The following is a 25235-nucleotide window of genomic DNA, read 5'->3' as shown; positions in this document are numbered from 1 at the left end:
TCGCGTCTGTAGAGCGAACCAGACAAAAACAAAGTACCGCCGACACAAGCAGTATCGGCGCGAGGAGAGCAACATGGCCAAAATTCTTGTGGTGGATGACTCGCCGACCCAATTGACCAACCTGGTCAAGATCGTCCAGGGCGAAGGCCATGAGGTCATTACCGCCACCAATGGCATGGAAGGCATCGAGAAAGCCCGTGAGGAAAAACCCGACCTGATTCTCATGGACGTGGTGATGCCGGAACTGAACGGCTTCCAGGCCACCCGCAAAATCACCCGTGACCCGGCCACCGAACAGATTCCGGTGATCCTGGTCACCACCAAGGATCAGGAGACCGACAAGGTCTGGGGGCAGCGCCAGGGGGCGGCCGGCTACATCATCAAACCGCCCAAGGAAGCCGAGCTGATCGCCAAGATCAACGAAGTGCTGGGCTAGTGCCCCGCTAGGCTGGCATCTGCAACATAGCCGCTTCCACAAGTCAATCTGTTAACGACCGGGATCATTGCCTATGATTTCGGTCGTTTTGTTTTACGCCTGCACGCGACATGCCTGCAGGCCGCACGCAGCCAGGAAAAGTCATGCGCAGTATTGAACAGATTATCGCCGAGGAAATCGGCTGTCAGGAACGTCAGGTGCACGCTGCCGTCGCCCTGCTCGACGACGGTGCCACCGTCCCTTTTATCGCCCGTTACCGTAAAGAAGTCACCGACGGTCTGGACGACACCCAGCTGCGTAACCTGGAAGATCGGCTGCGTTACCTGCGCGAGATGGAAGAGCGCCGCGAGGCCATCCTGAAAAGCATCGCCGAGCAGGACAAGCTCACCCCGGAACTGGAGAAGGCCATCAAGGCCGCCGACACCAAGACCCGGCTGGAAGATCTCTATCTGCCCTACAAACCCAAGCGCCGCACCCGCGCCCAGATCGCCCGGGAAGCCGGCCTGGAACCGCTGGCCGACGGTCTGCTGGACGATCCGACCCAGAACCCGGAAGAACTGGCCGCCGGCTACCTGAACGAAGAACACAAGATTGCCAGCGTCAAAGATGCCCTGGACGGCGCCAAACAGATCCTGATGGAGCGCTTCGCCGAGAACGCCGATCTGCTTACCCGCCTGCGCACCTTCCTCTGGGACAAGGCCCATATCCAGTCAAAAGTGGCGGACGGCAAGGAAAAGGAAGGCGCCAAGTTCAGCGACTATTTCGATCACAGCGAAGCCATCAAGGGCATTCCCAGTCACCGGGCCCTGGCCCTGTTCCGGGGTCGCAACGAAGGCATCCTGCATGTCTCCATGGTGCTGCCGGAAGAGCTGGAAAGCGCCCAGCCGCATCCCTGCGAAGCCATGGTCACCGCGGAAACTGGCTGGCAGCATCAGGGCCGGGCCGCCGATGACTGGCTCAAGGAAGTGATGCGCTGGACCTGGAAGATCAAGCTCAACACCCACCTGGAAACCGAACTGCTGGGCCGGGTGCGCGAACTGGGCGAGGAAGAAGCCATCCAGGTATTTGCCCGCAACCTGAAGAGTCTGCTGATGGCCTCCCCGGCCGGCCCCAAGTGCACCATGGGCCTGGACCCGGGCCTGCGCACCGGGGTGAAAGTGGTGGTGGTGGATGCCACCGGCAAGCTGCTGGAACACACCACCATCTTCCCGCACCAGCCCAAGAACCAGTGGGATCAGTCATTGTCCGCACTGGCCGCCCTGTGCCTGAAGCACAAGGTGGAACTAATCGCCATTGGTAACGGCACCGCCAGCCGGGAAACCGACAAGCTGGCCGGCGAAGTGGTCAAGGCCAGCAAGGGCAACATCCAGAAGATCATGGTGTCCGAAGCCGGCGCCTCGGTGTATTCCGCGTCGGAAACTGCCGCCCGGGAATTCCCGGATCTGGACGTGTCCTTCCGTGGCGCCGTGTCCATTGCCCGCCGCCTGCAGGACCCGCTGGCCGAGCTGGTGAAGATCGATCCGAAAGCCATCGGCGTGGGCCAGTACCAGCACGACGTGAGCCAGCTGAAGCTGTCCCGCTCCCTGGATGCGGTGGTGGAAGACTGTGTGAACTCCGTGGGCGTGGACGTGAATACCGCCAGCGCCCCGCTGCTGGCTCGCATTGCCGGCCTCAACAGCACCATCGCCGGCAACATCGTTACCTACCGGGAAAGCCACGGCGCCTTTGCCAGCCGCGCTGACCTGAAGCTGGTACCGCGCCTGGGCGACAAGACCTTCGAACAGGCCGCCGGCTTCCTGCGCATCATGGACGCCGCCAATCCGCTGGACAGTTCCTCGGTCCACCCGGAAGCCTACCCGCTGGTGGAAAAGATCGCGGAGAAACACGGCCGGCCGCTCAAGGAGCTGATCGGTGACGTGCCCTTCCTGAAGAAGGTCAACGCCGCCGACTTTACCGACGACACGTTCGGCCTGCCCACGGTCACCGATATCCTCAGCGAACTGGAAAAACCCGGTCGCGATCCGCGCCCGGAATTCAAGGCCGCCGTCTTCAAGGAAGGGGTGGAAACCCTCAAGGACCTGAAGCCCTCCATGATTCTGGAAGGTACAGTGACCAACGTGACCAACTTCGGCGCCTTCGTGGATATCGGCGTGCATCAGGATGGTCTGGTTCACGTCTCCGCCCTGGCCGACAAGTTCGTGGAAGACCCCCACGATGTGGTCAAGCCCGGCGATATCGTCAAGGTGAAAGTGCTGGAAGTGGACCTGGACCGCAAACGCATCAGCCTGACCATGCGCATGGACGATCAGCCCGCCGAGAAAGCGGCCGGGCAGCGCCCTGCCAGCGCCCGCAAGGGCAATGGCGGCGGCCAGCGCCAGGGCGGCAACAAGCGTGGCGGAGGCCAGCCCCAGAACACCGGTGGCGGCACCTTCGCGGACCTGTTCGCCAAGGCCAAGGACGAGCAGAAGAAAGGCAAGAAGCGCCTGTGACCCGGTGACTTCTCTCTGTCATTCTACTGCCCCATGATTGTCGGATTTCCGTCACACCCGCCGCCGGGCTCGCCCGGCGGGACGACAGGGCCAAACCATGAAACTTGAACAGCGTATTCACGCCCTGCTGGATTCAGACGCCGCCGCCACCCTGGCCGGCATCCGCCGCGGCATCGAAAAAGAAAGCCTGCGCATTACCACCGATGGCACCCTGGCGCAGACGCCGCACCCGGCAGCACTGGGCTCCGCCCTGACCCACCCCTATATCACCACGGACTATTCCGAAGCCCTGCTGGAATTCATCACCCCGCCCAGCACCGAGCTGCACAAGCCGCTGGAATTTCTCGAGCAGCTGCACCGCTACGTGTACAGCCATATCGGTGACGAGGTGCTGTGGGTCAACTCCATGCCCTGCATGATCAGCAACGATGCTGACGTGCCGGTGGCCCAGTACGGCAGCTCCAACGTGGGTCGCATGAAGAGCGTCTACCGGGAAGGGCTGGGTCACCGCTATGGCCGCAAGATGCAGACCATTGCCGGCATCCATTACAACTTTTCCTACCCGGAAGAATTCTGGAAACTGAACCAGGTACTGGAAGGGGAAAGTGGCCCGCTGCAGGACTATATCTCCAAGCGCTATTTCGATCTGACCCGCAACTTCCAGCGTTATTCCTGGTTGCTGGTGTACCTGTTCGGCGCCTCACCGGCCCTGTGCAAATCCTTCCTCGCCGGACGCGAGCACCAGCTGGATACCTTTGACCACACCCTGTTCAAACCCAACGCCACCAGCCTGCGCATGAGCGACCTGGGCTACCAGAACAATGCCCAGTCGTCCCTGGCGATCAGCTACAACAATCTGGACGAGTATGTGGCCACCCTGACCCACGCCATCAAGACGCCGGAGCCGGCCTACGAAAAGATCGGCGTAAAGGTGGGCAACGACTATCGCCAGCTGAACGCCAACATCCTGCAGATCGAAAACGAGTACTACTCCTCGATCCGCCCCAAGCGCACCATCAACAAGGGCGAGCGCCCCACCACCGCTCTGCAGAAGCGTGGCGTGGAATATATCGAGATCCGCGCCCTGGACCTGAACCCGTTCGAACCGGTGGGCATCAACCAGCAGGAAATCCGTTTCCTGGACCTGTTTGCCACCTACTGCCTGCTGCGCGAATCCCCGCAATTGGAAAAGTGCGACCTGCATGCCAGCAAGGAAAACCTGCGCAAGGTGGTCTACGACGGCCGCAACACCGCCATCGAACTGTGCAACTGGGGCAAGGCCGTATCACTGAAAGACTGGGCGACAGAAAAACTGCAGCAGATGCAGCCCATCGCCGAACTGTTCGACCGCACCCATGGCGGCAACAACTACAGCGACGCCCTGGCCCGCCAGCAGGAAAAGGTGGACAACCCGGACACCACCCCATCGGCCCGGATTCTCGACAAACTGGAAAGCCGCCAGCAAAGTTTCTTCCAGTTCGCCATGAACCAGGCCCTGGCCCATCGGGACCACTTCCTCTCCCGGCAGCGCTGCGACGACACCAACCAGCGCCTGGAACAACTGGCCGCTCACAGCCTGACCGAGCAGCGGCACTGGGAAGATGCGGAAACCCAGAGTTTCGAAGATTATCTGGCGGATTACTTCCGCGACTGAAGCGAGAAGCGAGAAGCGAGAAGCGAGTCACGAGGAGCGAAGAGCGAAGAGCGAGTTTCGGAATAAGGACTGTTTTGACTTTCGCTCCTCGCAACTCGCCCCTCGTAACTCGTAACCCGTTTCTCGTAACTCTTGCGCAACCGCCCCGCGTGCTGATAAAGCCACAGCGCACACCGGGAAAATCCTATCTCAGGGTTCCCGGTGTGCTCTGGAATGAAACGGGTTGCCGTTATGCCCGGTGCAGTTGTCACACACCCGCTGTGCGCCATGTCCCAACACCATGCCCCGATCCGGTTTTTGTGCAATTTCACAACAAAAATACGTGCTTCTTCCCTATTCAACCTGGCTTGCGGTGGTAGTCTCGGACTAACCAGCAAGGGAGTGTCGCGATGCCGGATCGTGATCAGTGCGAAAAAGCCTACAACCAGGGATGCATGTGGGGCATGGGCGGGGGTGACAGTAATCGTTGTCCCTACCCTGCCGACGATGCCTTGGCAGAATGGTGGTTTCAGGGGTGGGAAGCGGGTATGGATGCCTGGCATGACCGCAACCTGCGCGAGCAGGAAGCGCGTCAGGCCTGACACCATTCGGACATCAGCCCCACCCTCTACCTCCATCCTGTGGCAGCGGTCGTTCGACCGCGAATGCCCTGCCCCATGAAGATCGCGGTGGAACGACCGCCCCCACGGTTCCATCCCACCCTTGCCGCCAACCCCGCTTTTGCCTACCCTTCGCCGGTCCCCGACGAAAAGAGTGGCCCATGCTGTCCCTGATCCCCGCACCCCGTCAGCTCAACCTGCTTGCCCTGCTGGCCTGTATTGCCGCCATGGCCGGTGCCCTTTATCTGCAACACGTGGACGGCCTTGAGCCCTGCCCGCTGTGTATCTTTCAACGCATCGGCGTGATCGCCGCCGCTGTGGTTCTGCTGATTGCTGCCCTGCATGGGCCCAAGGGGATCGGAGTGCGCATTTACGGCGCGCTTACCGGGCTGGCAGCCATCGCTGGCGGCGCCGTCTCCGTCCGTCATATCTGGCTGCAGAGTCTGCCGGCGGATCAGGTTCCCGCCTGTGGTCCCGGCCTCAACTACATGCTGGACGTCTTTCCCCTGCAAAGCGTCATTCAGGAAGTGCTGGCCGGTTCCGGGGAGTGCGCGGAGATGGACTGGTCCTTCCTGGGGCTGAGTCTGCCGGCCTGGTCTCTGGTGGTATTTTCCGGTCTGCTACTGGTCGCCCTGGTGCAACTGTTCCGCCCCCTGTCCAGATCCTGATCCGCCATGATCGACGGCCTGCTGATCCTGCTGTTTTTCCAGTTCCTCGGTGAGGTGGTCATCCGTCTCACCGGCATCCCCCTGCCCGCCTCAGTGGTCGGCATGGTGCTGTTGTTACTGGCACTGTTGCTCAATGTGCCCTTCAGCCAGCGGGTGGCTCCCGCCGCCGGCGCCCTGATCAAACACATCAGCCTGCTGATTTTCCCGCTGGGGGTGGGCATCGTCCTGCAATGGCACCGCTATGAAGACTATGCGCTGGCGCTGGGAGTCGCTGTGGTACTGGGCACCCTGCTCAGCCTGGTGCTGGTGACGCTGATGCTGAAGAAACTGCTGGGCGGCAAGCATGGCGAATCAGCGGGAGGCCGCCATGATGGATAAACTGGATAGCCTGGCCGGCCTGGTACACACCCCCCTGTTCGGTATCCTGCTGACCCTGGCCAGCTACCGTTTTGCCCTGTGGGTATACGGACGCAGCAACAGCCTGCCCCTGTTCCACCCCTTCCTGGTGGCCTCGATCCCGGTGATTATCGTATTACCCCTGGTGGGGGTGGATTATGAAGAATACCGGGACCAGACCACGCTGATCTCTTTCCTGCTGGGCCCCGCCACCGTGGCCCTGGCCTGGCCCCTGTACCGGCAGCTACACACCGTACGCAGCGTACTCACGCCAATCCTGATCGCCACCGTGCTGGGCGCCTTTATCTCCGCCGCCATCGCCGTGGGGCTGGCCTGGTGGCTGGGCGCCCCGGCGGAGGTGGTGGGCTCGCTGGCCCCGAAATCCATCACCACCCCGATTGCCGTGGAGGTGGTGCAATCCACCGGCGGCTTTGTCTCCCTCGCCGCCGGCGCGGTGGCCATCACCGGCATTGTCGGCGCCCTGGCCGCCGGCCCCATCTTCCGACTGCTCAAGGTCACCGACCATCGCATCAAGGGCTTTGCCCTGGGTCTGGTGGCCCATGCCATCGGCACCGCCCGTGCCTTCGAATACGGCGAAAAGGCCGGCGCTTTTGCCGGTCTGGCATTGGGTCTCTGCGGGCTGGTCACGGCAATGGCCCTGCCCTGGCTATGGCCCTGGGTGGCGCAGTACCTCTAGGCCCGACGGCGCCCTATGGCGCGTCGACCGATCTCAGTGGCGAGTAACGAAAAGCAAAACCGGTTTGGTCTTTCGCGCCTCGTCACTCGCTACTCAACGCTCCACGCTCAGCACCGACACTCCTGCCACCACGGGTAAGCGTCGCCCTCTCTTCCCGGCGCTCTAAAAACCCGCTGTTTAGAAGAAATTTGTCTTTAGCCACAAGTGGCTGAGATATCGTGAGTTTTCTTCCTGACCCGGATTCGCGCCGGTTTTGCCCCATTGCCAGCACGGTACCGCCGGTTCTAGGCTCGATAGCCCAACCCGACAATCGTCAATGGCGACGCCGAGGAGGAACCATGGCGAGCTCCCATTCCGCCGCACTGGCACAGTGGCGGCGCATTGAAGCACTGGTCCAGGCCTGGCTGGATGAACGCCAGCAACTGATCGTGCTGCTTTGCACCCTGCAGGGCCTGAAAGGTCTGTCCGATCACCGTCAGCCACTGCAGAAGCAGGTCCAGCAATTTTGTCAGTTGCTGATGGACTACATCAGTGCCGGTTACTTCGAGGTGTACCGGGAACTGGTCAACGAGGCTCGCCACTTCCACCGCGACAATCCCACACTGACCCGCCAGATTCTCAAGCAGCTGGACAGCTCCACCGACGAAGCGCTGGCTTTCAACGAGGATTTCCAGCACCCGGAGCAATGGCTGGTTCAGCGGAATCAGCTCCCGGAACGGATTGCCCTGCTGATGCAGACCCTGGAAGAACGCTTTGCACTGGAAGACCAGTTGATTCTGAGCATTCACCAGCAGGCACCGCCGCAGCAGCAGGCGATGCATTGAAAGTAGCGGCAAGCCACGAGCTTCAAGCTGCAACTCGAAGAAATGCATAGCGTGCAACAGCACCCGCCGTGCTCCGCGCTTCAAGGTTAAATGTAGGAGCGCCTCTGGAGGCGCGAATGAAGGTGACGACCACCTAACCGGTTAAATGAAACCTGTCGAGTGCGGATATTCCTGATCGCCCTGCGGGCGATTCCCCGCTACGCGTGGTTCGCCATGCAAGCATAGCTCCTACAGAAATAATGGCGTCCGAATCAACCAAAAAGGGCGCCCTCGGGCGCCCTTTTTTTGAAGCATGTCACGACGGGATTTATTCCTCGTCAGCACTCGCTTCGTTACCGCTGCCTTTGACGTCCAGCAGTTCGATCTCGAAGATCAGCGCCTGGTTGGGGCCGATATCGCCACCGGCGCCCTGCTCACCATAGCCCAGAGACGGCGGGACAAAGACTTTCCACTTGTCGCCTTCCTTCATCATCGGCAGCGCTTCCTGCCAGGCCGGAATGATGTGCTGCAGGCCGAAGCTGGCCGGCTGACCACGCTCTACGGAGCTGTCGAACACGGCGCCATCCGGCAGGGTGCCGTGGTAGTGCACTTCCACGGTGTCTTCCAGAGTGGGGGAGGCAGCGCCTTCCTCACCGGATTCCAGCACTTCGTACTGCAGGCCGCTGTCGGTCACGGTAACGCCATCGCGCTCGGCGTTCTCGGCCAGGAATTTTTCGCTGGCTTCCAGGTTGTTACCCGCCTGCTCTTCCATCTTCTTCTGCTGGGCTTCAATCATGCGGCCCTGGAAATCACGAATCAGCTGATCCAGATCTTCATCACCCAGCTGTGATTTGCCGTCTTCGGCAAAACCATCACGCAGACCCGCTACCATGGCCTCCAGATCCAGATTCTCCAGGCTGCGCATCTGCTCCGCACTGCGGAAACCCAGCGCATAGGACGCTTTCTGGTCGTCGCTTTTCAGCTCTGCACTTTCCTGACCACATGCTGCCAGCAGGACGGTTCCCGCCAGCACGATTCCCAATTTCTTCATTCTGCCTCCAATTGGCCTACTGTTGTTGTTGCTGTTCCAGACCGCCGCCACCGCGCATTTTCTCAGCGGTGATGGTGGTCGGATTTTTTACGGTAAAGGGTTCCGCCTGCACACCGGGCGGCGGAATCTGGCCATACTGCCAGTTTCCCTGGGGGTCACGCCAGCGATACATCTCCGCGCTTTCCCCGCTTTCCTCCATCCAGGGAGAAATCTTCCGGTCCAGCAACCGTTCCGGCTGCTGCCAGTTCTGTTCCACATGCTGCCAATCCAGCAACGGTTTGCCGCTGCCCAGTGGCACAGTAAACAGGGCGGCCAGCACAACCACCAGCAATACGATGATAATCAACAGATAACGCATGATCCGTTCTCCCCCTTTAGTGAGCCTTCTTCACAGGATTCAGTTCCCTGCAAGAGCAAAATAACATCACAAATTACATCCATACGCCTTATTTTGCGGTACTGTTGGTTTTGTGAGCTGTATCACTTTTCATTCACTCAGTGATCGCGCCACCCCAAACGCCGGGCATACTTCCCCGCAAAAAAACGAATAAGACACGGCATGAATAGCGCACAGAACAGCCCTGCCAAGGGGATCGGCTCCCAACCGCGTTCGTCCGCCCCGTCCCGCATGGTCATTCTGATTGCGAACAGCAAAGGCGGGTGCGGCAAGACTACCATCGCCACCAACCTGGCCTGCTATTATGAGGCACTCGGGAGACGTGTCTCCCTGCTGGATATGGACCCGCAGCAATCATCGCTGCAATGGCTGAAATTACGCCAGAACACCACGATTCACGGTTTATCCTGGCCCGCCGGCGAGCCGGTTTCCCTGGGGCGACTGCAGCAGAAGCTGGACCAGGCGGCGCCGGTGACCATCATTGACTCACCCGCTGGCCTGGACCCTCATCATCTTGATCACCTGCTGCGCCTGTCCCAGGTGGTATTGGTTCCCGTGCTGCCCAGCCCTATCGATATTCGCGCCACCACCCGTTTTCTGCAAACCGTGATGCTTGCTCCCAGCTACCGGCGGCGGCCGCGTCGACTGGCCGTGATTGCCAATCGCTCACGCACCCGCACCCGCATGTACGAATCCCTGCGCCAGTTTCTCGCCAGCCTGAAGATTCCTTATCTGGTGACCCTGCGCGATACCCAGCTTTATGTTCAGGCCATGAGCAATGGCGAGGGCGTCCTGGACGCTGCTGTTTCCCGCCACCTGGACGACCAGCAGCATTGGCGCCGCATTGGCGAATGGCTGGAAGTACAACGCCACCTGATACAGACCATGCCGGGGTTTCGGTGACCCGCCAAAACAGTCGACAACCACCTGTAGGAGTTCCCTTCCAGGGGACGAACCGAGTGTAAACGCGGAATTGCCCGCAGGGCGATCAGGGGTATCAGGTTCTACAGGTCGACTCTTGGCAGTGCGGCAGGTAAAAGCTCTTGTCGCCTCGCTTCGCGAGGTTCGTCCCCTGAAAGGGAACTCCTACAGTGGGTTTGTAGAAAGTTGGGGCTTAACGTCAACTGCCCTCCGCCAGGTCACGCATCGCCCCGGTGAGCTTGCTCAGGTCCGCCGGCTCGATCACGAACGGCGGCATGATGTAGACCAGTTTGCCGAACGGACGGATCCATACGCCCTGCTCCACAAAGCGCGCCTGCACCTGTTCCATGGCCACCGGTTTTTTCATTTCCATCACGCCGATGGCGCCCAACACCCGGGTATCCGCCACCGCAGGCAGGTCCTTGAGTGGCAGCAACTCCGCCTTTAGCTGCGCCTCGATGGCCGCCACTTTTTCCTGCCAGCCGGAATCCAGCAGTAGCTGAATGCTGGCATTGGCCACCGCACAGGCCAGCGGGTTGCCCATGAAGGTGGGCCCGTGCATCAAGACACCGGCCTCGCCATCGCAAATACCGGCCGCCACCTGATCGGTACACAGGGTCGCCGCCAGGGTCATGTAGCCACCGGTGATGGCCTTGCCCAAACAGAGAATGTCCGGGCACACATCCGCATGCTCCAGCGCAAACAGCTTGCCGGTGCGACCAAAGCCGGTGGCAATTTCATCAAAGATCAGCAGCACCCCGTACTGATCACAGAGGGCGCGCACCGCCTTCAGGTAGGTGGGGTGGTACATGCGCATGCCACCGGCCCCCTGTACCACCGGCTCCAGAATCACGGCGGCGATCTCCTGATGATGATCCGCCAGCATCTGCTGGATGGAATTGAGATCATCGGTATCAAAGTCACTGTCGTAGGGGCACTGCGGCGCCTCGGCAAAGAAGTGCTTGGGCAGCACCCCGCTGAACAGGGAGTGCATCCCGTTGACCGGGTCGCAGGCGGCCATGGCCCCGAAGGTATCGCCGTGATAGCCATTGCGCAGGGCCAGCAATTTATCCTTGCCGCTGTGCCCCTGGCTGAGCCAGTACTGCAGGGCCATCTTGATGGCCACCTCCACGGAGACTGAGCCGCTGTCAGCCAGAAACACCTTCTCCAACGGGTCCGGCGTCAACGCCACCAGTTTCTTGCCCAACTCCACCGCCGGTTCATGGGTCAGCCCACCGAACATCACATGGGCCATGCGGTCGATCTGGTCCTTGGCAGCCTGGTTGAGCACCGGATGGTTATAGCCATGTACCGCCGCCCACCAGGACGACATGCCATCCACCAGCTCGCGCCCGTCTTCCAGCGTCAAGCGCACCCCTTCGGCTCTGGCCACCGCAAAGGTGGGCAAGGGTTTAGAGGTGGACGTATAGGGATGCCAGAGATGATCGCGGTCGAAGGCCAGGTCGGTGGTCATGGGACAGTCCGGTGAAACACAAGGGGAATGAAGGATGGCAGGAGGACGTTAAAAGTTCAAAGCGCGAGAGCGCGAGGTGGTGGCACCGTAGGAGCTCCTCTTGAGGGGCGAACCGCGTGTCAACGCGGAATCGGCCGGAGGCCGATCAGGAATGTCAGGGCCCGACAGTTTTTTCTGAGAAAGGGATGGGAGTAGCTGCGATACCGTTTCCTCGCCAAGGCTCGGATTCACGCCTCAAGAGGTGTATTCGCTACGCTCACCCTGCGGGCCGCACTGCACAACGTGCGTTACTCCGCTACGCTCCGTTCCTACAGCGGCTTCGTCGCAATGCCTAGAGCGCTACCAGATCGTTGAGAGCGCCCTGCACCCCCTCACACTGGGCCGTTTCCGGCACCAGCACCAACAACCAGGCCATGGCATCCACCGGCTTGCCGGCGGGCAACAGGTTGTCGCAGAGGGTCGGCAGGGTTGTCAGCAGCCAGCGCTCCCCTTCCAGCTCCACCTGCTGCAGCTGCCGCTTGAATTCCGGCAGCCGCGCATCGTCGCCCGCCTTGCGGCGAACGGCCCGCAGTGGGCGCAGATAATCGGCTTCGAATTGCCCGGCCAGCTCCGCCATTCGGCGCCCTACTCCTGCATCCGGCTGCTTCCCTGATTCTGCCAGCCACAGGCCGGACAGCAACAGGGCCACCGGCACCTGATATTCGTCCTGCAGGTGCAGGCAGGCACGCTCAAAATCCTTGTCCTGCCATCGCCCCAGGGCATAGCGCCACAGATCCTGCTTTATGGAGTCGTCCACGGTTCCCCCGTTACCTTTGCTGGCTTACACTGCGCCGGTTCTCATCAATCCCGGATCTATCCATGCTCTCTCTGGAACACATCAACCTTCGCCGCGGCCCCGACCTGTTGCTGGAAGACGCCAGCGTGGTCCTGCACAAGGGCTGGCGCGTGGGGCTGGTGGGCCGCAACGGCACCGGCAAGAGTTCGCTGTTCAAGCTTATCATGGGCGAACTGGAGAGCGACGGCGGCAACCTGAACCTGCCCGCGGACTGGCGCCTGGCCATGATGGCCCAGGAAGTACCCGCACTGGAACAGCCGGCCATCGACTATGTGCTCGACGGCCATCGCGCCCTGCGCCGGGCAGAGAAAGCACTGGCAGACGCGGAAGCCGCCGGTGACAACCACGCCATCGCCCATGCCCATGGCGAACTGGAAGCCTTGCACGCCTGGCAACAGCCGGCCCGGGCCGCCACCCTGCTGGCCGGGCTCGGTTTCAGCGAAGCGCAGCAACAGCAGCCAGTGGCCAGTTTTTCCGGGGGCTGGCGCATGCGCCTGAACCTGGCCCAGGTATTGATGAGCGATGCGGACCTGCTGCTGCTCGATGAGCCCACCAACCACCTGGATCTGGATGCCATCCTCTGGTTGCAAAGCTACCTGGTGCAGCAACCGGGGGCGCTGCTGGTGATCTCCCACGACCGCGCCTTCCTGGATGCCACCGTCAACCAGATCCTGCATATCGAACACAAACAGCTGAAGCACTACAGCGGCGGCTATTCGGATTTTGAACGTCAGCGCGCCGAACAGCTGTCCCTGCAACAGAAGATGCATGAAAAGCAGCAGGCCCAGGTGGCCCACATGCAGAAGTTCATCGCCCGCTTCAAGGCCAAGGCGTCCAAGGCCAAGCAGGCGCAAAGCCGTGTCAAGGCACTGGAACGACTGGAACTGATCGGCCCGGCCCATGTGGATTCCGGGTTCAGTTTCGATTTCCACAAGCCCGACAAACTGCCCAACCCCATGGAAAATCTGGATGCGGTGCGCTGCGGTTACCGTAGCGAGCAGGGAGAGGTGGCCATTCTCGACAATGTCTGCCTGAGCTTGCGACCGGAATCGCGACTGGGTTTGCTGGGGCCCAACGGCGCCGGTAAATCCACCCTGATCCGCACCCTGGTGGGCGAGCTGGCGCCCCTGGCGGGCCGGTTCGACAAGGACAACGACCTGGCGGTTGGCTACTTCCACCAGCAACAGGTGGACCGGCTGGATCACAGCGATACGCCCTACCAGATGCTGTCACGTTTCCATCCCAAATGGAGTGAATCCGCCTTGCGCAGCGAGCTGGGCCGGTTCGGCTTTCACGGTGATGATGTGTTTGCCCCGGTGGGACGTTTTTCCGGGGGGGAGAAATCGCGCCTGGCACTGGCCATGATCGTGCAGGAAAAACCGGCGCTGCTGATTCTGGATGAACCCGCCAACCACCTGGACCTGGACATGCGAGAGGCCCTGAATATGGCCCTGCAGGCCTTTGAAGGGGCAGTGGTGATGGTATCCCACGACCGGCACCTGCTGGAAACCACCGTGGATGAGTTCTGGCTGGTGGCCAATGGTTCGGTGACCCGATTCGAGGGTGACCTGGATGACTACGGCCGCTGGCTGCAGCAGAACCGCCGTGACGGCAAACCCGTCAAGGAAGAAAAAGCCGGCGATGGCCTGGATGCCAAAGCCCGCCGCCAGCAGGCCGCCCAGCAACGGGAACAGTTACGCCCCCTCAAGCGGCAAGTGGAAAAACTGGAGAAACAGCTCAGCCAATGTGACCAGGAGCTGGCCAAGATCGAAACCGCCCTGGGCGACGACTGCCTGTACACTGACGACAGCCGTAAAAACGAAATGAATGCATTGCTTGGCGATCAGGCACGCCTGAAAAAACAGCACGACGAGCTGGAAGAACAGTTACTGGAAGCGATGGAGTCGCTGGAGCAAGCCGAAAGTGAACTCACCGCCTGATGCGCCCACTTCCGTTTGCGCGTTACAGCTGCACCAGACGAGTCTGATACACCACCGGACCGGTGGGCTGGCCGGTCGGTGAACCACCCGCCGGTTCCAGGCTGATCGCCAGAGAGCGAGATTGTAGCAACTGGCGCACCTGCTGATCGCTGAGATTCATCTGCAACCGGGCACCACCCGTGGGCAGCAATGCCAGTGATATCGGCGCACCGGATTCCGGAAGCAACCACAACTGGTAATCCCTGCCACCGTCCGCCGGCTGAACCGGCGGCATGGCCTTCACGCTCAAGCGCTGATCCCCAGAGGCGTTCACCAGCCACAGGGGCTCGGCCTGCTGACTCTGCACCACACCCACATAATGCGTCACTACTGGCGGTGATGGCGTCCACAGCAGCAAGGCAAAAACGCCCAGCACGGCGATACCCGTGCTCCAGCGCCAGGCGGTCAGGGTCTGCCACCACCGCGCAGCCACCGGTGCCGTGGCTGGAAAGAGTCGTTGCTCGATGCTGTTCCACACGGCCCTCGGAGCAACCTCTTCCGGCAAGGATTCATTGAAAGGTTGCAGCCGTCGCTCCCAGTACCACACCTGACGGCGCACCCGGGCAGAGACCATCATCCAGCGCTCGAAACGTCGCCTGGCGGCACCCTGCAGCGTACCAACCACATATTCTGCGGCCAGCGCATGATTCCGTTCGTAATTATCCGGCTTCATGTGTCCAGACACCGGCGCAATACATCCAGCCCGCGACGAATCCAGCTTTTTGTGGTTCCCAGCGGCTCACCCATGGCGACCGCCAGCTCCTGATGAGTGAAACCACGAAAGTAGGCCATCTCGATACTGGAACGATACCGTTCATCCAGATCTTTCAGGCAGTGATTGAGTCGTTGACGATCAAGCAGATTGCCAACATTATCCATCGGGCCCAGGGTGTTGCTTTCCTGACGGTCACTTACGCTATCGTAATCCGCTTCGTGGCGACGACGACGCAAGGCATCAAGACAGCGATAACGGCCTATGGACATCATCCAGGTCTGCACGCTGCCGCGATCACAATGGTATTCGCCGGCGTGGTGCCAGACCTGGATATAGGTTTCCTGGAGCACGTCACAGGCCTCATCACGATCACGCAGCAAGTGCACACACATGCCAAATACGGCGCGATGGGTTTTCTGATAAAAACCAGCAAAAGCCTGACGGTCGCCCTGAGCGATGCGAGCCAGTGCGCGTACTAGTCCGTCGTCTGCTTTCGCCATGACTAGGCACCCCCTGTATTACCATAAGTCGTTCCTCACTAATGACAGATGCGTTGTCGTTAATACGTGAAAAAACCGATTTGGATGCACAAAAAAAAGAAAAAGAAATTCTGCATCCAGTTCCTTTCCTGACGCGTACTACTCTCACACCGACAAGAAAGGAGATTCGTCATGCTATCCCGCCTTACCCTGCTTCCTGCGGCCTGTGCTGCCGCCACTCTGCTGGCCAGTGCCGGCACGATGGCATCCAGCCACCGAGAAGCGCCATTTATCACCGGCATGCCCAAAGTCGACGGTACGGATTTCTACATGTTCAACAGTTATGAATCCGGCCGAGAGGGTTATGTCACTCTGATCGCCAACTACCTGCCCCTGCAGGATGCCTACGGTGGCCCCAATTATTTTTCTCTGGACGATGATGCCATCTATGAAATTCACATCGACAACGATGGCAACGCGGAAGAAAACATTACCTTCCGTTTCCAGTTCAACACCGAACGCCGCGACCTGGCGGTCGATGTAGGCGGTACCTCTGTCCCTGTACCATTGATTAATATCGGTGCCGTAACCGGCCAAAACAACGATGCCCAGAATGTCCTGGAAAGCTTCACCGTAGAAATGGTGACCGGCGACCGTCGTACCGGCAACGTACAAAACCTGACCAAGGCCGGCAGTGGTGACAGCAGCTTTGCCAAACCGCTGGACAACATCGGCACCAAATCCATTGATGACTACGAAGCCTACGCAGACAACTTTATCTACGACGTGACTATCCCTGACTGCCCCATGCCCGGCCGCGTATTTGCCGGACAGCGCCAGGAAGGTTTTGTCGTCAATCTGGGTGAGGTCTTCGACCTGGTGGCGTTGAATCCGCTGGGTGCACGGGACTCGCGCAGAAACATCATTGCCGACAAGAACATCACCAGCCTGGCACTGGAAGTTCCGGCTGACTGCCTCACTGGTGAGAATACTGTCATCGGCGGCTGGACCACCGCCAGCGTCCGCCAGGCAACGGTCATCAACCCGGCACCGCAGGGTTCCGAGACCACCGGCAGCAGTAACGCCAAAGGCCCGGCAGTGAAAGGCGGCGCCTTTACCCAGGTGTCCCGTCTTGGCTCTCCGCTGGTCAATGAAGTGGTCATCGGCCTGCCCGACAAGGACCGTTTCAACAGCAGTGAACCCAAGGATGATGGTCAGTTTGCTACCTATGTAACCAACCCCAGCCTGCCTGCGCTGGTAGAAATCCTGTTCGGTGTACCGGCGCCGGAAACGCCCCGTAATGACCTGGTCACTGTCTTCCTTACCGGTGTGCCCGGCGTCACTCAATTGCCCACCGTTACCGCCAGCGAAATGCTGCGCCTGAACACCGGGATCCCGGCAACGGCAGCAGGTGGCCAGAATGATCTGGGTGTTGCAGGTGGCGACTTTGCCGGCTTCCCCAATGGCCGACGCCCGATTGATGATGTGGTAGACATCGCCCTCACTGCGGCTGAAGGCTTCCTGTGTGGCGCCGACGTGAACGGTGAAGCCGCGGGTGGCGAAATTGGCTCCTGTGGTACTCAGGACATGCAGGTCAACGGTGGCGCCATCGTCAACGACGGTGCCCTGCCCAACGCGGCGGACTACCTGACCCGTTTCCCCTACCTGAACACCCCACTGCCCGGCGCCGATAACGTTGCCGCAGCAGAGTGAAGGAGGACATCATGCGATATCTACTGGCTACCATCATCAGCCTGAGTGCATTGGTGCTGAGCGGGTGCTTTGGCAGTGACAATGACCGTCCCCGCCAGCAGGCGCCGGTGGCGATCAACTACACCGCCTTTGTGAAAGCTCAGCTAGCCACTAGCGGGGATACCCGGGATCCGGTTCCCATCAATGATACCCGCTTCATTTTTCGTGATCTGAATAACCCGAACGCCTATGACGATGTATTGGCAGCGGAGAAATGAGACCAGCCTCCACTACCGCGATGCGGTAGTGGAGGCTTTTCACCCGCACGTTTCAGAGAGCTTCTCCGGGACTGACAAAGGCGCCAAAATATGGCGTCTTTTGTCGGTTGCGGTGACTCTCTTTTTGTTTTGCATGGCGTCCCTCGCAAGCGCCGCCCCCTACACACCGGACGGGGACCATGTGGTTCTCGCCCGCCTTCCCCAGGTTCCGGCAACGCTGCAGGCGCCTTCTCCACCCAGCGACCTGTCAGCAGCGCTGGCACTGGCCCGCTCACAGATTGACTATGCCAGTGCCCAAGGCGATCCCCGCTTTCTCGGTTACGCCGAGGCCACGCTGGCTCCATTCAGTCAGGACATGTCGTCACCGGCAGCCAACCTGCTGATGGCCCGTATCGAACAGCAACGTCATCAATTTGCCCGCGCCCGTCATCGCCTGACACGACTGCTGGAGCAGTCACCCAACCAGGGACAAGCGTGGCTGATGCTGGCCAATATTGACCGGGTACAAGGCCGGCTCGATGAGGCCCGGCAGGCTTGCCAGGCAGCATCCCGTACGCTGCCGCCCACCACCGTTTTGCTCTGTCAGGCCAGCGTCCAGGCCATCACGGGCCAGCGGGAGCAAGCCTATCGCACCCTGCAGGCCCTGGCATCCAGCCCGGCCGCGCCACAGGGAAAATCCGCCCAATGGCTGAACACCCTGAGCGCGGAAATAGCGCTGCAACAGGGCCGTCTCGAACTGGCCACCGAGCACCTGCGTGACGCCTTGCAACAGGCCCCGGATGATCCCTATCTACGCTACCTGCAAAGTGACCTGTGGCTGGCCAGCAACCAGGCACAGGCGGTCATCCGCGATCTCACCAACTGGCAGGACAGGGAAGGCGCCTTGCTGAGGCTGGCCATTGCCGGGCAACGCCTTGAGCACCCTCAGGCCCAGGCCTGGCGGCAGGACTACCGGGCCCGTATGGCCGCTGACCAGGACACCGGTCGCCAGCGCCACCTGCGCGAGCACGCCCGCTTCCTGCTTGAAGTAGAGTCCGATCCGCAAGGCGCCCTCACCCTGGCCCGGGAAAACTGGCAGCAGCAACGGGAACTGGCTGACCTGCGACTGCTGCACGCCAGCGCCATGGCCGCCGACGATCAGGCAACCTTGAGCCAGTTACAGGCCTTTGTAGACCGATACCAGGTTGACGATGCCCAACTCACTCAACCTGCCAAGGGAGCCAGTGAATGAAATCCCTGTCTTTGCTTTTCCTGCTCTTGCTGGCCGGGCAGGCATTCGCCCACAAACCCAGCGACAGCTATCTGGTGATCAACAGCAATGCCGGCAACGCCCTGATAGAGGGGCGCTGGGATATCGCCCTGCGCGACCTGCAGCTGGTGCTGCCCCTGGATCAAAACGGTGATGGCACCATCACCTGGGGGGAACTGCGCCGCCAGCAGCGCAACCTGGACGCTACCGTGCTCCCCACCCTTACCATCGAGGCACTGCATGGCGAGCAGCGACACGCCTGTGCCCTCAACCTGACCCGGCTGCAGGCCATCGACCACGTGGATGGCACCTACGCCGCCCTGCACTGGCGCGGCGATTGCCAGCGGCCGCCGGAGCAATTGGCCGTGGGCTATCAGTTCCTGTTTGATCGAGACCCCAGCCACCATGGCCTGTTACGGCTGGAACAGGGAGATACCACGCTCACCGCCGTGTTCAGCAACCAGCACCGGAACCAGCTGATGTCCACGGATGCCGGGGCACAATGGCAGGCGTTCCAGGGGTTCATCCGCCAGGGTGTGCACCATATCCTGATCGGCTATGACCATATCCTGTTCCTGCTGACGCTGTTGTTCCCGGCGGTGCTGCTATGGCAGCGGGGCGGCTGGCAGCCGGCACCCACTATCACCGGCGCGCTCACACAGACGCTGGCGATTGTTACCGCCTTTACCGTGACCCACTCGCTGACCCTGGCGCTGGCGACACTGGGCATCATTACGTTACCCACCTGGCTGGTGGAGTCCGCCATTGCCATCACCGTAGCGCTGGGTGCAGCGGCAAATCTGGTCCCCCGCCTATTTCCCAAACGCTGGGTGATGGCTTTCGTGTTCGGGCTGATTCATGGTCTGGGCTTTGCCTCGGTACTGGCTGATCTGGGCCTCACTGACAGCGGGATTTTCCTGCCGTTATTGGGCTTCAATCTCGGCGTGGAACTGGGACAAGTGGCCATCGTGCTGCTGTTTGTACCGGCGGCCTATCTGGTCCGGGAAACGGTGGCCTATCGACGGGTCTTTGTACCGGTGGGATCGGTGGCCATCATAATCCTGGCCGGAGTGTGGCTGGCGGAAAGGCTCAGCGGCGCCTGACAAGGCAGACATGCCGGGCGCCCTCTGATCATTGCCACGGATTGCGTAGGGTGCACTGAGCCTAAGGCGAACTGCACCATCAAACGCCGGGCCGGTGCAGTTCGCCTTAGGCTCAGTGCACCCTACTTCCTTGCAAACAGTGGTTGTTTGCGGCCATAAAAAAGCCGCCCCGGTTTCCCGGGGCGGCTTTTTTATGGTCAAACAACGCCGCCGCGCGGCACCCAACCTTTCATCGCTGGCGAGCACTAACCTCGCGTTTCCACTTTCAACTTGAAACTGCTCTTACAGCACTTCGATGATGGTGGCGTTGGCGGTGCCGAGCCCCTCACAGATGGCCAGCAGACCGTACTTGCCACCGCGACGTTTGAGCTCATAGACCAGGGTGCCCATCAGCTTGGTGCCGGTGGCGCCCAACGGGTGCCCCAGAGCCTGAGCGCCACCGTTGACGTTGAGCTTGTCGTAGTCGGCGCCTACCGCCTTCATCCAGGCCAGGGGCACGGAACCAAAGGCCTCGTTCACTTCATACAGATCGATGTCGCCAATGGTCATGCCGGCCTGCTTGAGCACTTTCTCGGTGGCCGGAATCGGGCCTTCCAGCACCATGGTCGGATCGGAGCCCACCACCGCCATGGCATGGATACGCGCGAGAGGCGTCAGGCCGTATTCCTTCACCGCTTTTTCGCTGGCAATCATCACCGCCGACGCGCCATCGGTAATCTGGCTGGCATTGGCGGCGCTGATATGGCCCCCTTCCTGCAGCGGCTGCAGCGCCTTGATGGCATCCAGTTCCGCTTCCCAGCGGATCCCTTCGTCCACGATGTGCTCATCACTACTGCCATCTTCCAGGGTAATCGGCACCGGAATGATTTCGTCATTGAACCGGCCGGCCTCGGTGGCAGCGGCACCGCGCTTGTGGGAATCGTAGGCGAACTGGTCCAGCTCGGCCTTGCTCACCCCGTATTTCTCCGCCATGCGCTCGGCGCCGATGAACTGGCTGAACGTCTCACCGGGATAACGCTTGCTGATTTCACCGGTGAACGGGTTGCCCATTTCCTTGACCGCAGTGACCGGCGCACCGATGGGCACCTGACTCATGGATTCCACACCACCGGCAATCACCAGATCCTGGGTGCCACTCATGACCGCCTGGGCGGCGAAGTGAATCGCCTGTTGTGAGGAACCGCACTGGCGGTCGATGGTGACACCGGGGACGGATTCCGGCAGGCAGGAACTGAGGATGGAAGTCCGCGCCACATTGAAGGTCTGCGGACCGATCTGGCTCACGCAACCGAAGATCACGTCGTCCACCTTCTCCGGTGCCACACCGATACGATTCACCACCGCATCAATGACCCGGCCACCCATATCCGCCGGGTGCACCTTGCTCAGCCGACCATTTTTCTTGCCACCGGCGGTACGCACCGCCGCTACGATATATGCCTCTGCCACCTTGCCACTCCTCGCATGTCGTTAACGGATCAAGCCTTGTCGTAATCAGGCTACTCGCGGGAATACGACAGGCTCAATGACGAAAAACAACGTGCCGGGCAGGCATTCGGTCACCGCCGCCACAAGGCGGGGCCGCCATAACCACTGTAAAGTTCGAAAAAATCGATTAAATCGCCCAGCCAGTCCCACTGTTTCATCAAACTGTTCCAGCCCATCCTTGTCACCATGATTCAGACGGCCACATTCGCTGCGCCGTCATCGCTGGCATAACAACAACTCTCTGTAGAAACAGGCAACAACTGCCCAGCAACGCAATACCGCTATTGCGCGTGCCGGGCCTACTGTACGCGCAGCAAATCTAACCCGGGTGTGCACGGCACGCCCCCAGGTGGACATGACGCCATGAACGATGCAGAGAGACTGACAGGTTTTGCCAAACCGCGGCTGCGCCAACGGGGCAAATCAGCGATCACAGCGCTGCTGGTTGCCCTGCTGGGCGGCGTGGCGACACCGGGCAGCGGCATGGCTGCCAGCACTGACAGCGTGCAACTGGCCCGGGCCGGTGACCCTGCGTTCGAGGAACAGCGCCCACGTCGGCCTCGTCCCGATCCGCAACAGGAGCGAACCATCGGCAGCTGGTCCCTGACCCTGGACAACGACTTGCTAGTCCCCGGCAGTCGCGATCAGGACTACACCTACGGGATCAGTGTGGCCGCCACCGGTCGCCAGGCCCGGGATTTCGCCCTGTCCCTGAATACGCCGCTGACCTGGATCGACAGACTCACCGGCGTGGACGGTATCGCCGGGGGCCAGATCCGGGGACACAGCTTTGAAGCCGGCATCTTTGGTTTCACCCCGGAAGACAAGGAGGCCAAGCGCCCGTTGTATGACGACCGCCCCTACGCCAGCCTGATGTATCTTTCCAGCAGCCGGGTACAGGTGAACCCGGCCAGGCAAGTGGCCTGGCACAGCACCCTGACAGTGGGTGCCATGGGGCTGGATCTGGCCGGTGACATCCAGAATGGGGTACACAAGGTGATTGGCAGCGACCGGGCGGAAGGCTGGGAGCATCAGGTCAGTGATGGCGGCGAACCCACCTTCCGCTATGCGGTGGCCCGACAGAAGATCCTGCCCGTGTCATCCGACCGACTGGAAGTGAAGAGCACCGTAGAGGGCTCGGTGGGCTACCTCACCGAAGCACGCTGGAGCCTGAGCTTCCGCGCCGGCCGCCTGCATTCTCCCTGGTGGCAGACCAGTCCGGAACTGGCCCATTACGGGGAGCGCAACAACGCCACCGCCATGAGCCAGAATCATGAACATTATCTGTGGGGCGGCATCGCCCTGGTGGGCCGGGCCTATAACGCCTTTCTGCAGGGCCAGTTCCGCGACAGCGAAGTGAGCTACGACAGTGACGAGGTCAACCATGGCGTGGCCGAAGCCTGGCTGGGCTACACCTGGGCCTTCAATGATGGCTACCGGCTCAGCTATGTACTGCGGGGCCACACCTCGGAATTGAAGGAAGGCGTGGGCGACCGGAATGTGCTGTGGGGCGGACTGGTGTTTGCCAAAACGTTCTAGGCCCGGTTCAGCGCACCCATCCACTGTTGGAGCTTTGCTGGCAAAGCGAAAAGCCGCTATGGAGGTAATACCATCGCGTCGCTTTGCAGGCAAAGCTCCAACGAGGGGCTAGGATTTCAATGCTTCCGCGTAGGGGACCTGATCGGAGGATTCGCCGTAAATATCACGCACCGGTCGCACTTCGATGCTGCCATAGCGGGCCGGCGGAATACGGCTGGCCACACGAATGGCATCATTGAGATCATTGGCCTCGATCAGATAGAAGCCGGCAAGCTGTTCCTTGGTTTCCGCAAAGGGGCCGTCGGTAACGCTGACCTGGCCGTCCCGCAATCTCACCGTGGTGGCCGTGGATACCGGTTGCAGGGCGGAACCGTCCAACATCACACCGGACTCCGTGAGCCCGCCACTGTAGGCCTGGCACTCCTTGTTCAGCGCCCGCCAGTGATCATCACCACGCTCCTGCATGGCCGCTTCGTTGTAATACACCAGACATAGATATTTCATCGTGTTCTCTCCCTAGCTGAAGCGTACCGGCGTGTGCTCTGGCTGCCAGTCCATAATCAGGGACATATCTTCCGGGTTGAAAGGGCAGGAAAAATGCTCATGCAAAATCTGCCACTGATCCCCGTCCCGTTCCCAGACCTGAGTCACACGCATCCAGCCTCCTTGCTGCTCTCCTTCCACCGTAGCGCCGCAATGGGTCAGGCTGTGACTGACCGCCAGGGAATCGGCCGTTTCCACTTTGAAGTCATACATCTCGAAAAAAGGGTCGGCAGGGCAGGATGCCATGCATTTTTTCCAGTGCTCCCGATAGGCAGGTGCCCCTTCTACCTGCAGCGCCAGAATGGCGTCGAAGGAGCGGATAGCAGGGTGGTAAAGGGCCATCACGGCCTCCACATCATTGCTGGCCGCCGCCTTCAGCCAACGGCGGGTCAGCTCTTCAATAGTGCGTTCAGTGCTCATGGTTTTCTCCTTGATTACGGTTGTCTTATCAAGGAATCGAAAGGAATGACACGGTTTCGACAGGGCTGTGGATTTTTTTCACCCCAGCTCGACCAACCGCTGGCGCAGAAAGCGTTGTTCCGCGGGCTGCGAGGCCCGTTCCAGGGCTGCCTGGTAGGCGCTACGGGCCAACTCCCGCTGGCCCAGTCGACGGTGCATGTCCGCCCGGGCGGCGTGGGCCAGGTGGTAATCGTGCAGGGTGGCGTCCTCCATCAACGGGGCAAGCGCCTGCAACCCGATCTCGGGGCCATCACGCATGGCCACCGCCACCGCCCGATTCAGTGCCACGATGGGGCTCGGCATCATGGTCAGTAACAGGTCATACAGCCCCACGATCTCGGCCCAATCGGTGGCCTCACTACTGGGCGCATGGGCATGAACAGCGGCAATGGCCGCCTGCAGGGTGTAGGGGCCAAAACGTTGCGACTGCAGGGCATGGCGAACCAGTTCATCCGCCCGGGCAATTTCTGTCCGGTCCCACAGGCTGCGATCCTGATGCTCCAGCAATACCAGCTCTCCCTGTGCCGTGGTACGCGTGGCACGGCGAGCGTGATGCAACAGCATCAATGCCAGCAAGCCCTGGCATTCCGGTTCCGGGCTGGGTAGCAGGGACAGCACCAGTTCAGCCAGACGAATCGCCTCTTCACTGAGGTCGTGGCGCAACACCTGATCCCCTGACGAAGCCAGATATCCCTCGTTGAAAACCAGATAGATCACCTGCAACACCGATTGCAGACGCTCATAAAGTTCGTCGCCTTCGGGCACTTCATAGGGGATCCTGGCATCGCGAATCTTGGCCTTGGCGCGCACGATACGCTGGGCCACGGTGGGGGCTTTTTTCAGAAAAGCGCGGGCAATTTCTTCCGTGGTCAGGCCACAGACTTCGCGCAGGGTCAGCGCCACCTGGGCGTCCCGGGCGAGCCCCGGGTGGCAGCAGGTAAAAATCAGGCGAAGCCGGTCATCGTCGATGGCCAGATTTTCCACCTCCATCTCCACCACGGCCCGGGCGGCCAGCTGCTCGGCCTGTTCGTGGAGAATCTGGTCATGGCGGGCCCGGCGACGTAGCTGATCGATGGCCTTGAAACGACCGGCAGAGACCAGCCAGGCGCGGGGATTGTCCGGCACCCCCTCACCGGGCCATTGCCGCAGGGCGGCGATAAAGGCCTCCTGCAAGGCATCTTCGGCCAGATCAAAGTCCCCCAGAAGACGAATCAGGGTGGCCAGCACCCGCCGGGACTCTGTGGTGAAAATATGTTGAATGCGTTGTTCGGTGTCATCCCTGACCGTCATC

25 protein-coding genes are annotated in these 25235 nt (G+C 60.8%); 15 read left to right on the top strand and 10 right to left on the bottom strand.

Translation table 11 applies throughout. The features are described 5' to 3' along the window. Positions 1 to 73: 73 nt before the first annotated feature. The 8 genes from A0251_RS03390 (at position 74) to A0251_RS03355 (ending at position 7763) form a co-directional block, all read left to right on the top strand. Entirely contained in the window at positions 74 to 436 is a 363-nt protein-coding gene (locus A0251_RS03390) for a PleD family two-component system response regulator (RefSeq protein WP_035246181.1), read from the top strand. Between the two features lie 143 nt (positions 437 to 579). Further along, positions 580 to 2925, top strand: coding sequence for a Tex family protein (locus A0251_RS03385; protein WP_062815401.1), 2346 nt, complete (start codon positions 580 to 582; stop codon positions 2923 to 2925). 97 nt (positions 2926 to 3022) lie between these two features. After that, positions 3023 to 4579: a glutamate--cysteine ligase gene (gene gshA, locus A0251_RS03380; protein WP_062815400.1), complete on the top strand. Its 1557-nt coding sequence runs from the start codon at positions 3023 to 3025 to the stop codon at positions 4577 to 4579. A 389-nt stretch (positions 4580 to 4968) separates the two neighbouring features. Beyond that, positions 4969 to 5160 (top strand): ribosome modulation factor, encoded by a 192-nt coding sequence (gene rmf / locus A0251_RS03375; RefSeq protein ID WP_062815399.1) that lies wholly within the window; start codon positions 4969 to 4971, stop codon positions 5158 to 5160. A gap of 179 nt (positions 5161 to 5339) precedes the next feature. Beyond that, positions 5340 to 5846 (top strand): disulfide bond formation protein B, encoded by a 507-nt coding sequence (locus tag A0251_RS03370; protein WP_062815398.1) that lies wholly within the window; start codon positions 5340 to 5342, stop codon positions 5844 to 5846. 6 nt (positions 5847 to 5852) lie between these two features. After that, positions 5853 to 6224, top strand: a complete 372-nt coding sequence (locus A0251_RS03365; RefSeq protein ID WP_062815397.1) for a CidA/LrgA family protein — start codon at positions 5853 to 5855, stop codon at positions 6222 to 6224. Next, positions 6214 to 6939 (top strand): LrgB family protein, encoded by a 726-nt coding sequence (locus A0251_RS03360; protein ID WP_062815396.1) that lies wholly within the window; start codon positions 6214 to 6216, stop codon positions 6937 to 6939. Before A0251_RS03365 ends, A0251_RS03360 begins: the two co-directional genes overlap by 11 nt. A 338-nt stretch (positions 6940 to 7277) precedes the next feature. Next, entirely contained in the window at positions 7278 to 7763 is a 486-nt protein-coding gene (locus tag A0251_RS03355; RefSeq protein WP_062815395.1) for an Rsd/AlgQ family anti-sigma factor, read from the top strand. A 307-nt stretch (positions 7764 to 8070) separates the two neighbouring features. Here A0251_RS03355 and A0251_RS03350 read toward each other — a convergent pair whose 3' ends face one another. Both A0251_RS03350 and A0251_RS03345 read right to left on the bottom strand, forming a co-directional pair. Continuing rightward, positions 8071 to 8793 (bottom strand): FKBP-type peptidyl-prolyl cis-trans isomerase, encoded by a 723-nt coding sequence (locus A0251_RS03350; RefSeq protein ID WP_062815394.1) that lies wholly within the window; start codon positions 8791 to 8793, stop codon positions 8071 to 8073. Positions 8794 to 8809: 16 nt separating this feature from the next. Further along, entirely contained in the window at positions 8810 to 9151 is a 342-nt protein-coding gene (locus A0251_RS03345; RefSeq protein WP_062815393.1) for a DUF4124 domain-containing protein, read from the bottom strand. Between the two features lie 201 nt (positions 9152 to 9352). On the opposite strand from A0251_RS03345, the gene A0251_RS03340 reads away from it, so the two are divergent. Beyond that, complete coding sequence (locus A0251_RS03340; protein WP_062815392.1) at positions 9353 to 10093, top strand: ParA family protein; 741 nt, start codon at positions 9353 to 9355, stop codon at positions 10091 to 10093. Between the two features lie 217 nt (positions 10094 to 10310). Here the strand turns inward: A0251_RS03340 and bioA are convergent, their stop codons facing one another. Next, positions 10311 to 11585, bottom strand: a complete 1275-nt coding sequence (bioA, locus tag A0251_RS03335; protein ID WP_062815391.1) for an adenosylmethionine--8-amino-7-oxononanoate transaminase — start codon at positions 11583 to 11585, stop codon at positions 10311 to 10313. 331 nt (positions 11586 to 11916) lie between these two features. Continuing rightward, positions 11917 to 12381, bottom strand: coding sequence for a TIGR02444 family protein (locus tag A0251_RS03330; protein ID WP_062815390.1), 465 nt, complete (start codon positions 12379 to 12381; stop codon positions 11917 to 11919). Between the two features lie 62 nt (positions 12382 to 12443). Between A0251_RS03330 and A0251_RS03325 the strand changes: the two genes are divergently transcribed. Continuing rightward, positions 12444 to 14360, top strand: a complete 1917-nt coding sequence (locus tag A0251_RS03325) for an ATP-binding cassette domain-containing protein (RefSeq protein ID WP_062815389.1) — start codon at positions 12444 to 12446, stop codon at positions 14358 to 14360. A 22-nt stretch (positions 14361 to 14382) separates the two neighbouring features. On the opposite strand, the gene A0251_RS03320 is transcribed toward A0251_RS03325, so the two are convergent. Together A0251_RS03320 and A0251_RS03315 are read right to left on the bottom strand one after the other, a co-directional pair. Next, positions 14383 to 15072, bottom strand: a complete 690-nt coding sequence (locus A0251_RS03320) for an anti-sigma factor domain-containing protein (RefSeq protein ID WP_062815388.1) — start codon at positions 15070 to 15072, stop codon at positions 14383 to 14385. Next, complete coding sequence (locus A0251_RS03315) at positions 15069 to 15614, bottom strand: RNA polymerase sigma factor (protein WP_062815387.1); 546 nt, start codon at positions 15612 to 15614, stop codon at positions 15069 to 15071. Before A0251_RS03315 ends, A0251_RS03320 begins: the two co-directional genes overlap by 4 nt. A 171-nt stretch (positions 15615 to 15785) precedes the next feature. Between A0251_RS03315 and A0251_RS03310 the strand changes: the two genes are divergently transcribed. The 4 genes from A0251_RS03310 to A0251_RS03295 all read left to right on the top strand — a co-directional run bounded on the left by A0251_RS03310 (position 15786) and on the right by A0251_RS03295 (position 19915). Next, positions 15786 to 17306 carry a DUF4331 domain-containing protein gene (locus A0251_RS03310; RefSeq protein WP_062815386.1) on the top strand — a complete coding sequence of 507 codons (1521 nt, stop codon included), beginning with the start codon at positions 15786 to 15788 and terminating at the stop codon, positions 17304 to 17306. 11 nt (positions 17307 to 17317) lie between these two features. Further along, positions 17318 to 17563, top strand: a complete 246-nt coding sequence (locus A0251_RS03305) for a hypothetical protein (RefSeq protein WP_062815385.1) — start codon at positions 17318 to 17320, stop codon at positions 17561 to 17563. A gap of 133 nt (positions 17564 to 17696) precedes the next feature. Beyond that, positions 17697 to 18794 (top strand): lipopolysaccharide assembly protein LapB, encoded by a 1098-nt coding sequence (locus tag A0251_RS03300; protein ID WP_062815384.1) that lies wholly within the window; start codon positions 17697 to 17699, stop codon positions 18792 to 18794. Beyond that, the gene (locus A0251_RS03295; protein WP_062815383.1) at positions 18791 to 19915 is read left to right on the top strand and encodes a HupE/UreJ family protein; all 1125 of its coding nucleotides are present in this window, start codon (positions 18791 to 18793) and stop codon (positions 19913 to 19915) included. The genes A0251_RS03300 and A0251_RS03295 overlap by 4 nt, the downstream gene beginning before the upstream one ends. 282 nt (positions 19916 to 20197) lie before the next feature. Here the strand turns inward: A0251_RS03295 and A0251_RS03290 are convergent, their stop codons facing one another. After that, positions 20198 to 21364 (bottom strand): acetyl-CoA C-acetyltransferase, encoded by a 1167-nt coding sequence (locus tag A0251_RS03290; RefSeq protein WP_062815382.1) that lies wholly within the window; start codon positions 21362 to 21364, stop codon positions 20198 to 20200. A 402-nt stretch (positions 21365 to 21766) separates the two neighbouring features. Here A0251_RS03290 and A0251_RS03285 point away from each other — a divergent pair, with 402 nt between their 5' ends. Next, positions 21767 to 22942, top strand: a complete 1176-nt coding sequence (locus tag A0251_RS03285; RefSeq protein ID WP_082810735.1) for a lipid A deacylase LpxR family protein — start codon at positions 21767 to 21769, stop codon at positions 22940 to 22942. Positions 22943 to 23050: 108 nt separating this feature from the next. Here the strand turns inward: A0251_RS03285 and A0251_RS03280 are convergent, their stop codons facing one another. The 3 genes from A0251_RS03280 to A0251_RS03270 all read right to left on the bottom strand — a co-directional run bounded on the left by A0251_RS03280 (position 23051) and on the right by A0251_RS03270 (position 25234). Then, positions 23051 to 23446, bottom strand: coding sequence for a YciI family protein (locus tag A0251_RS03280; RefSeq protein WP_062815381.1), 396 nt, complete (start codon positions 23444 to 23446; stop codon positions 23051 to 23053). 12 nt (positions 23447 to 23458) lie between these two features. Beyond that, the gene (locus tag A0251_RS03275) at positions 23459 to 23905 is read right to left on the bottom strand and encodes a nuclear transport factor 2 family protein (RefSeq protein ID WP_062815380.1); all 447 of its coding nucleotides are present in this window, start codon (positions 23903 to 23905) and stop codon (positions 23459 to 23461) included. A 78-nt stretch (positions 23906 to 23983) separates the two neighbouring features. Further along, complete coding sequence (locus A0251_RS03270; protein WP_062815502.1) at positions 23984 to 25234, bottom strand: RNA polymerase sigma factor; 1251 nt, start codon at positions 25232 to 25234, stop codon at positions 23984 to 23986. Between the last annotated feature and the right edge of the window lies 1 nt (position 25235).

This window comes from Alcanivorax sp. NBRC 102024 (assembly GCF_001602235.1).
Taxonomy (GTDB): domain Bacteria; phylum Pseudomonadota; class Gammaproteobacteria; order Pseudomonadales; family Alcanivoracaceae; genus Alcanivorax.
This window is presented reverse-complemented; position numbering and strand designations above follow the sequence as displayed.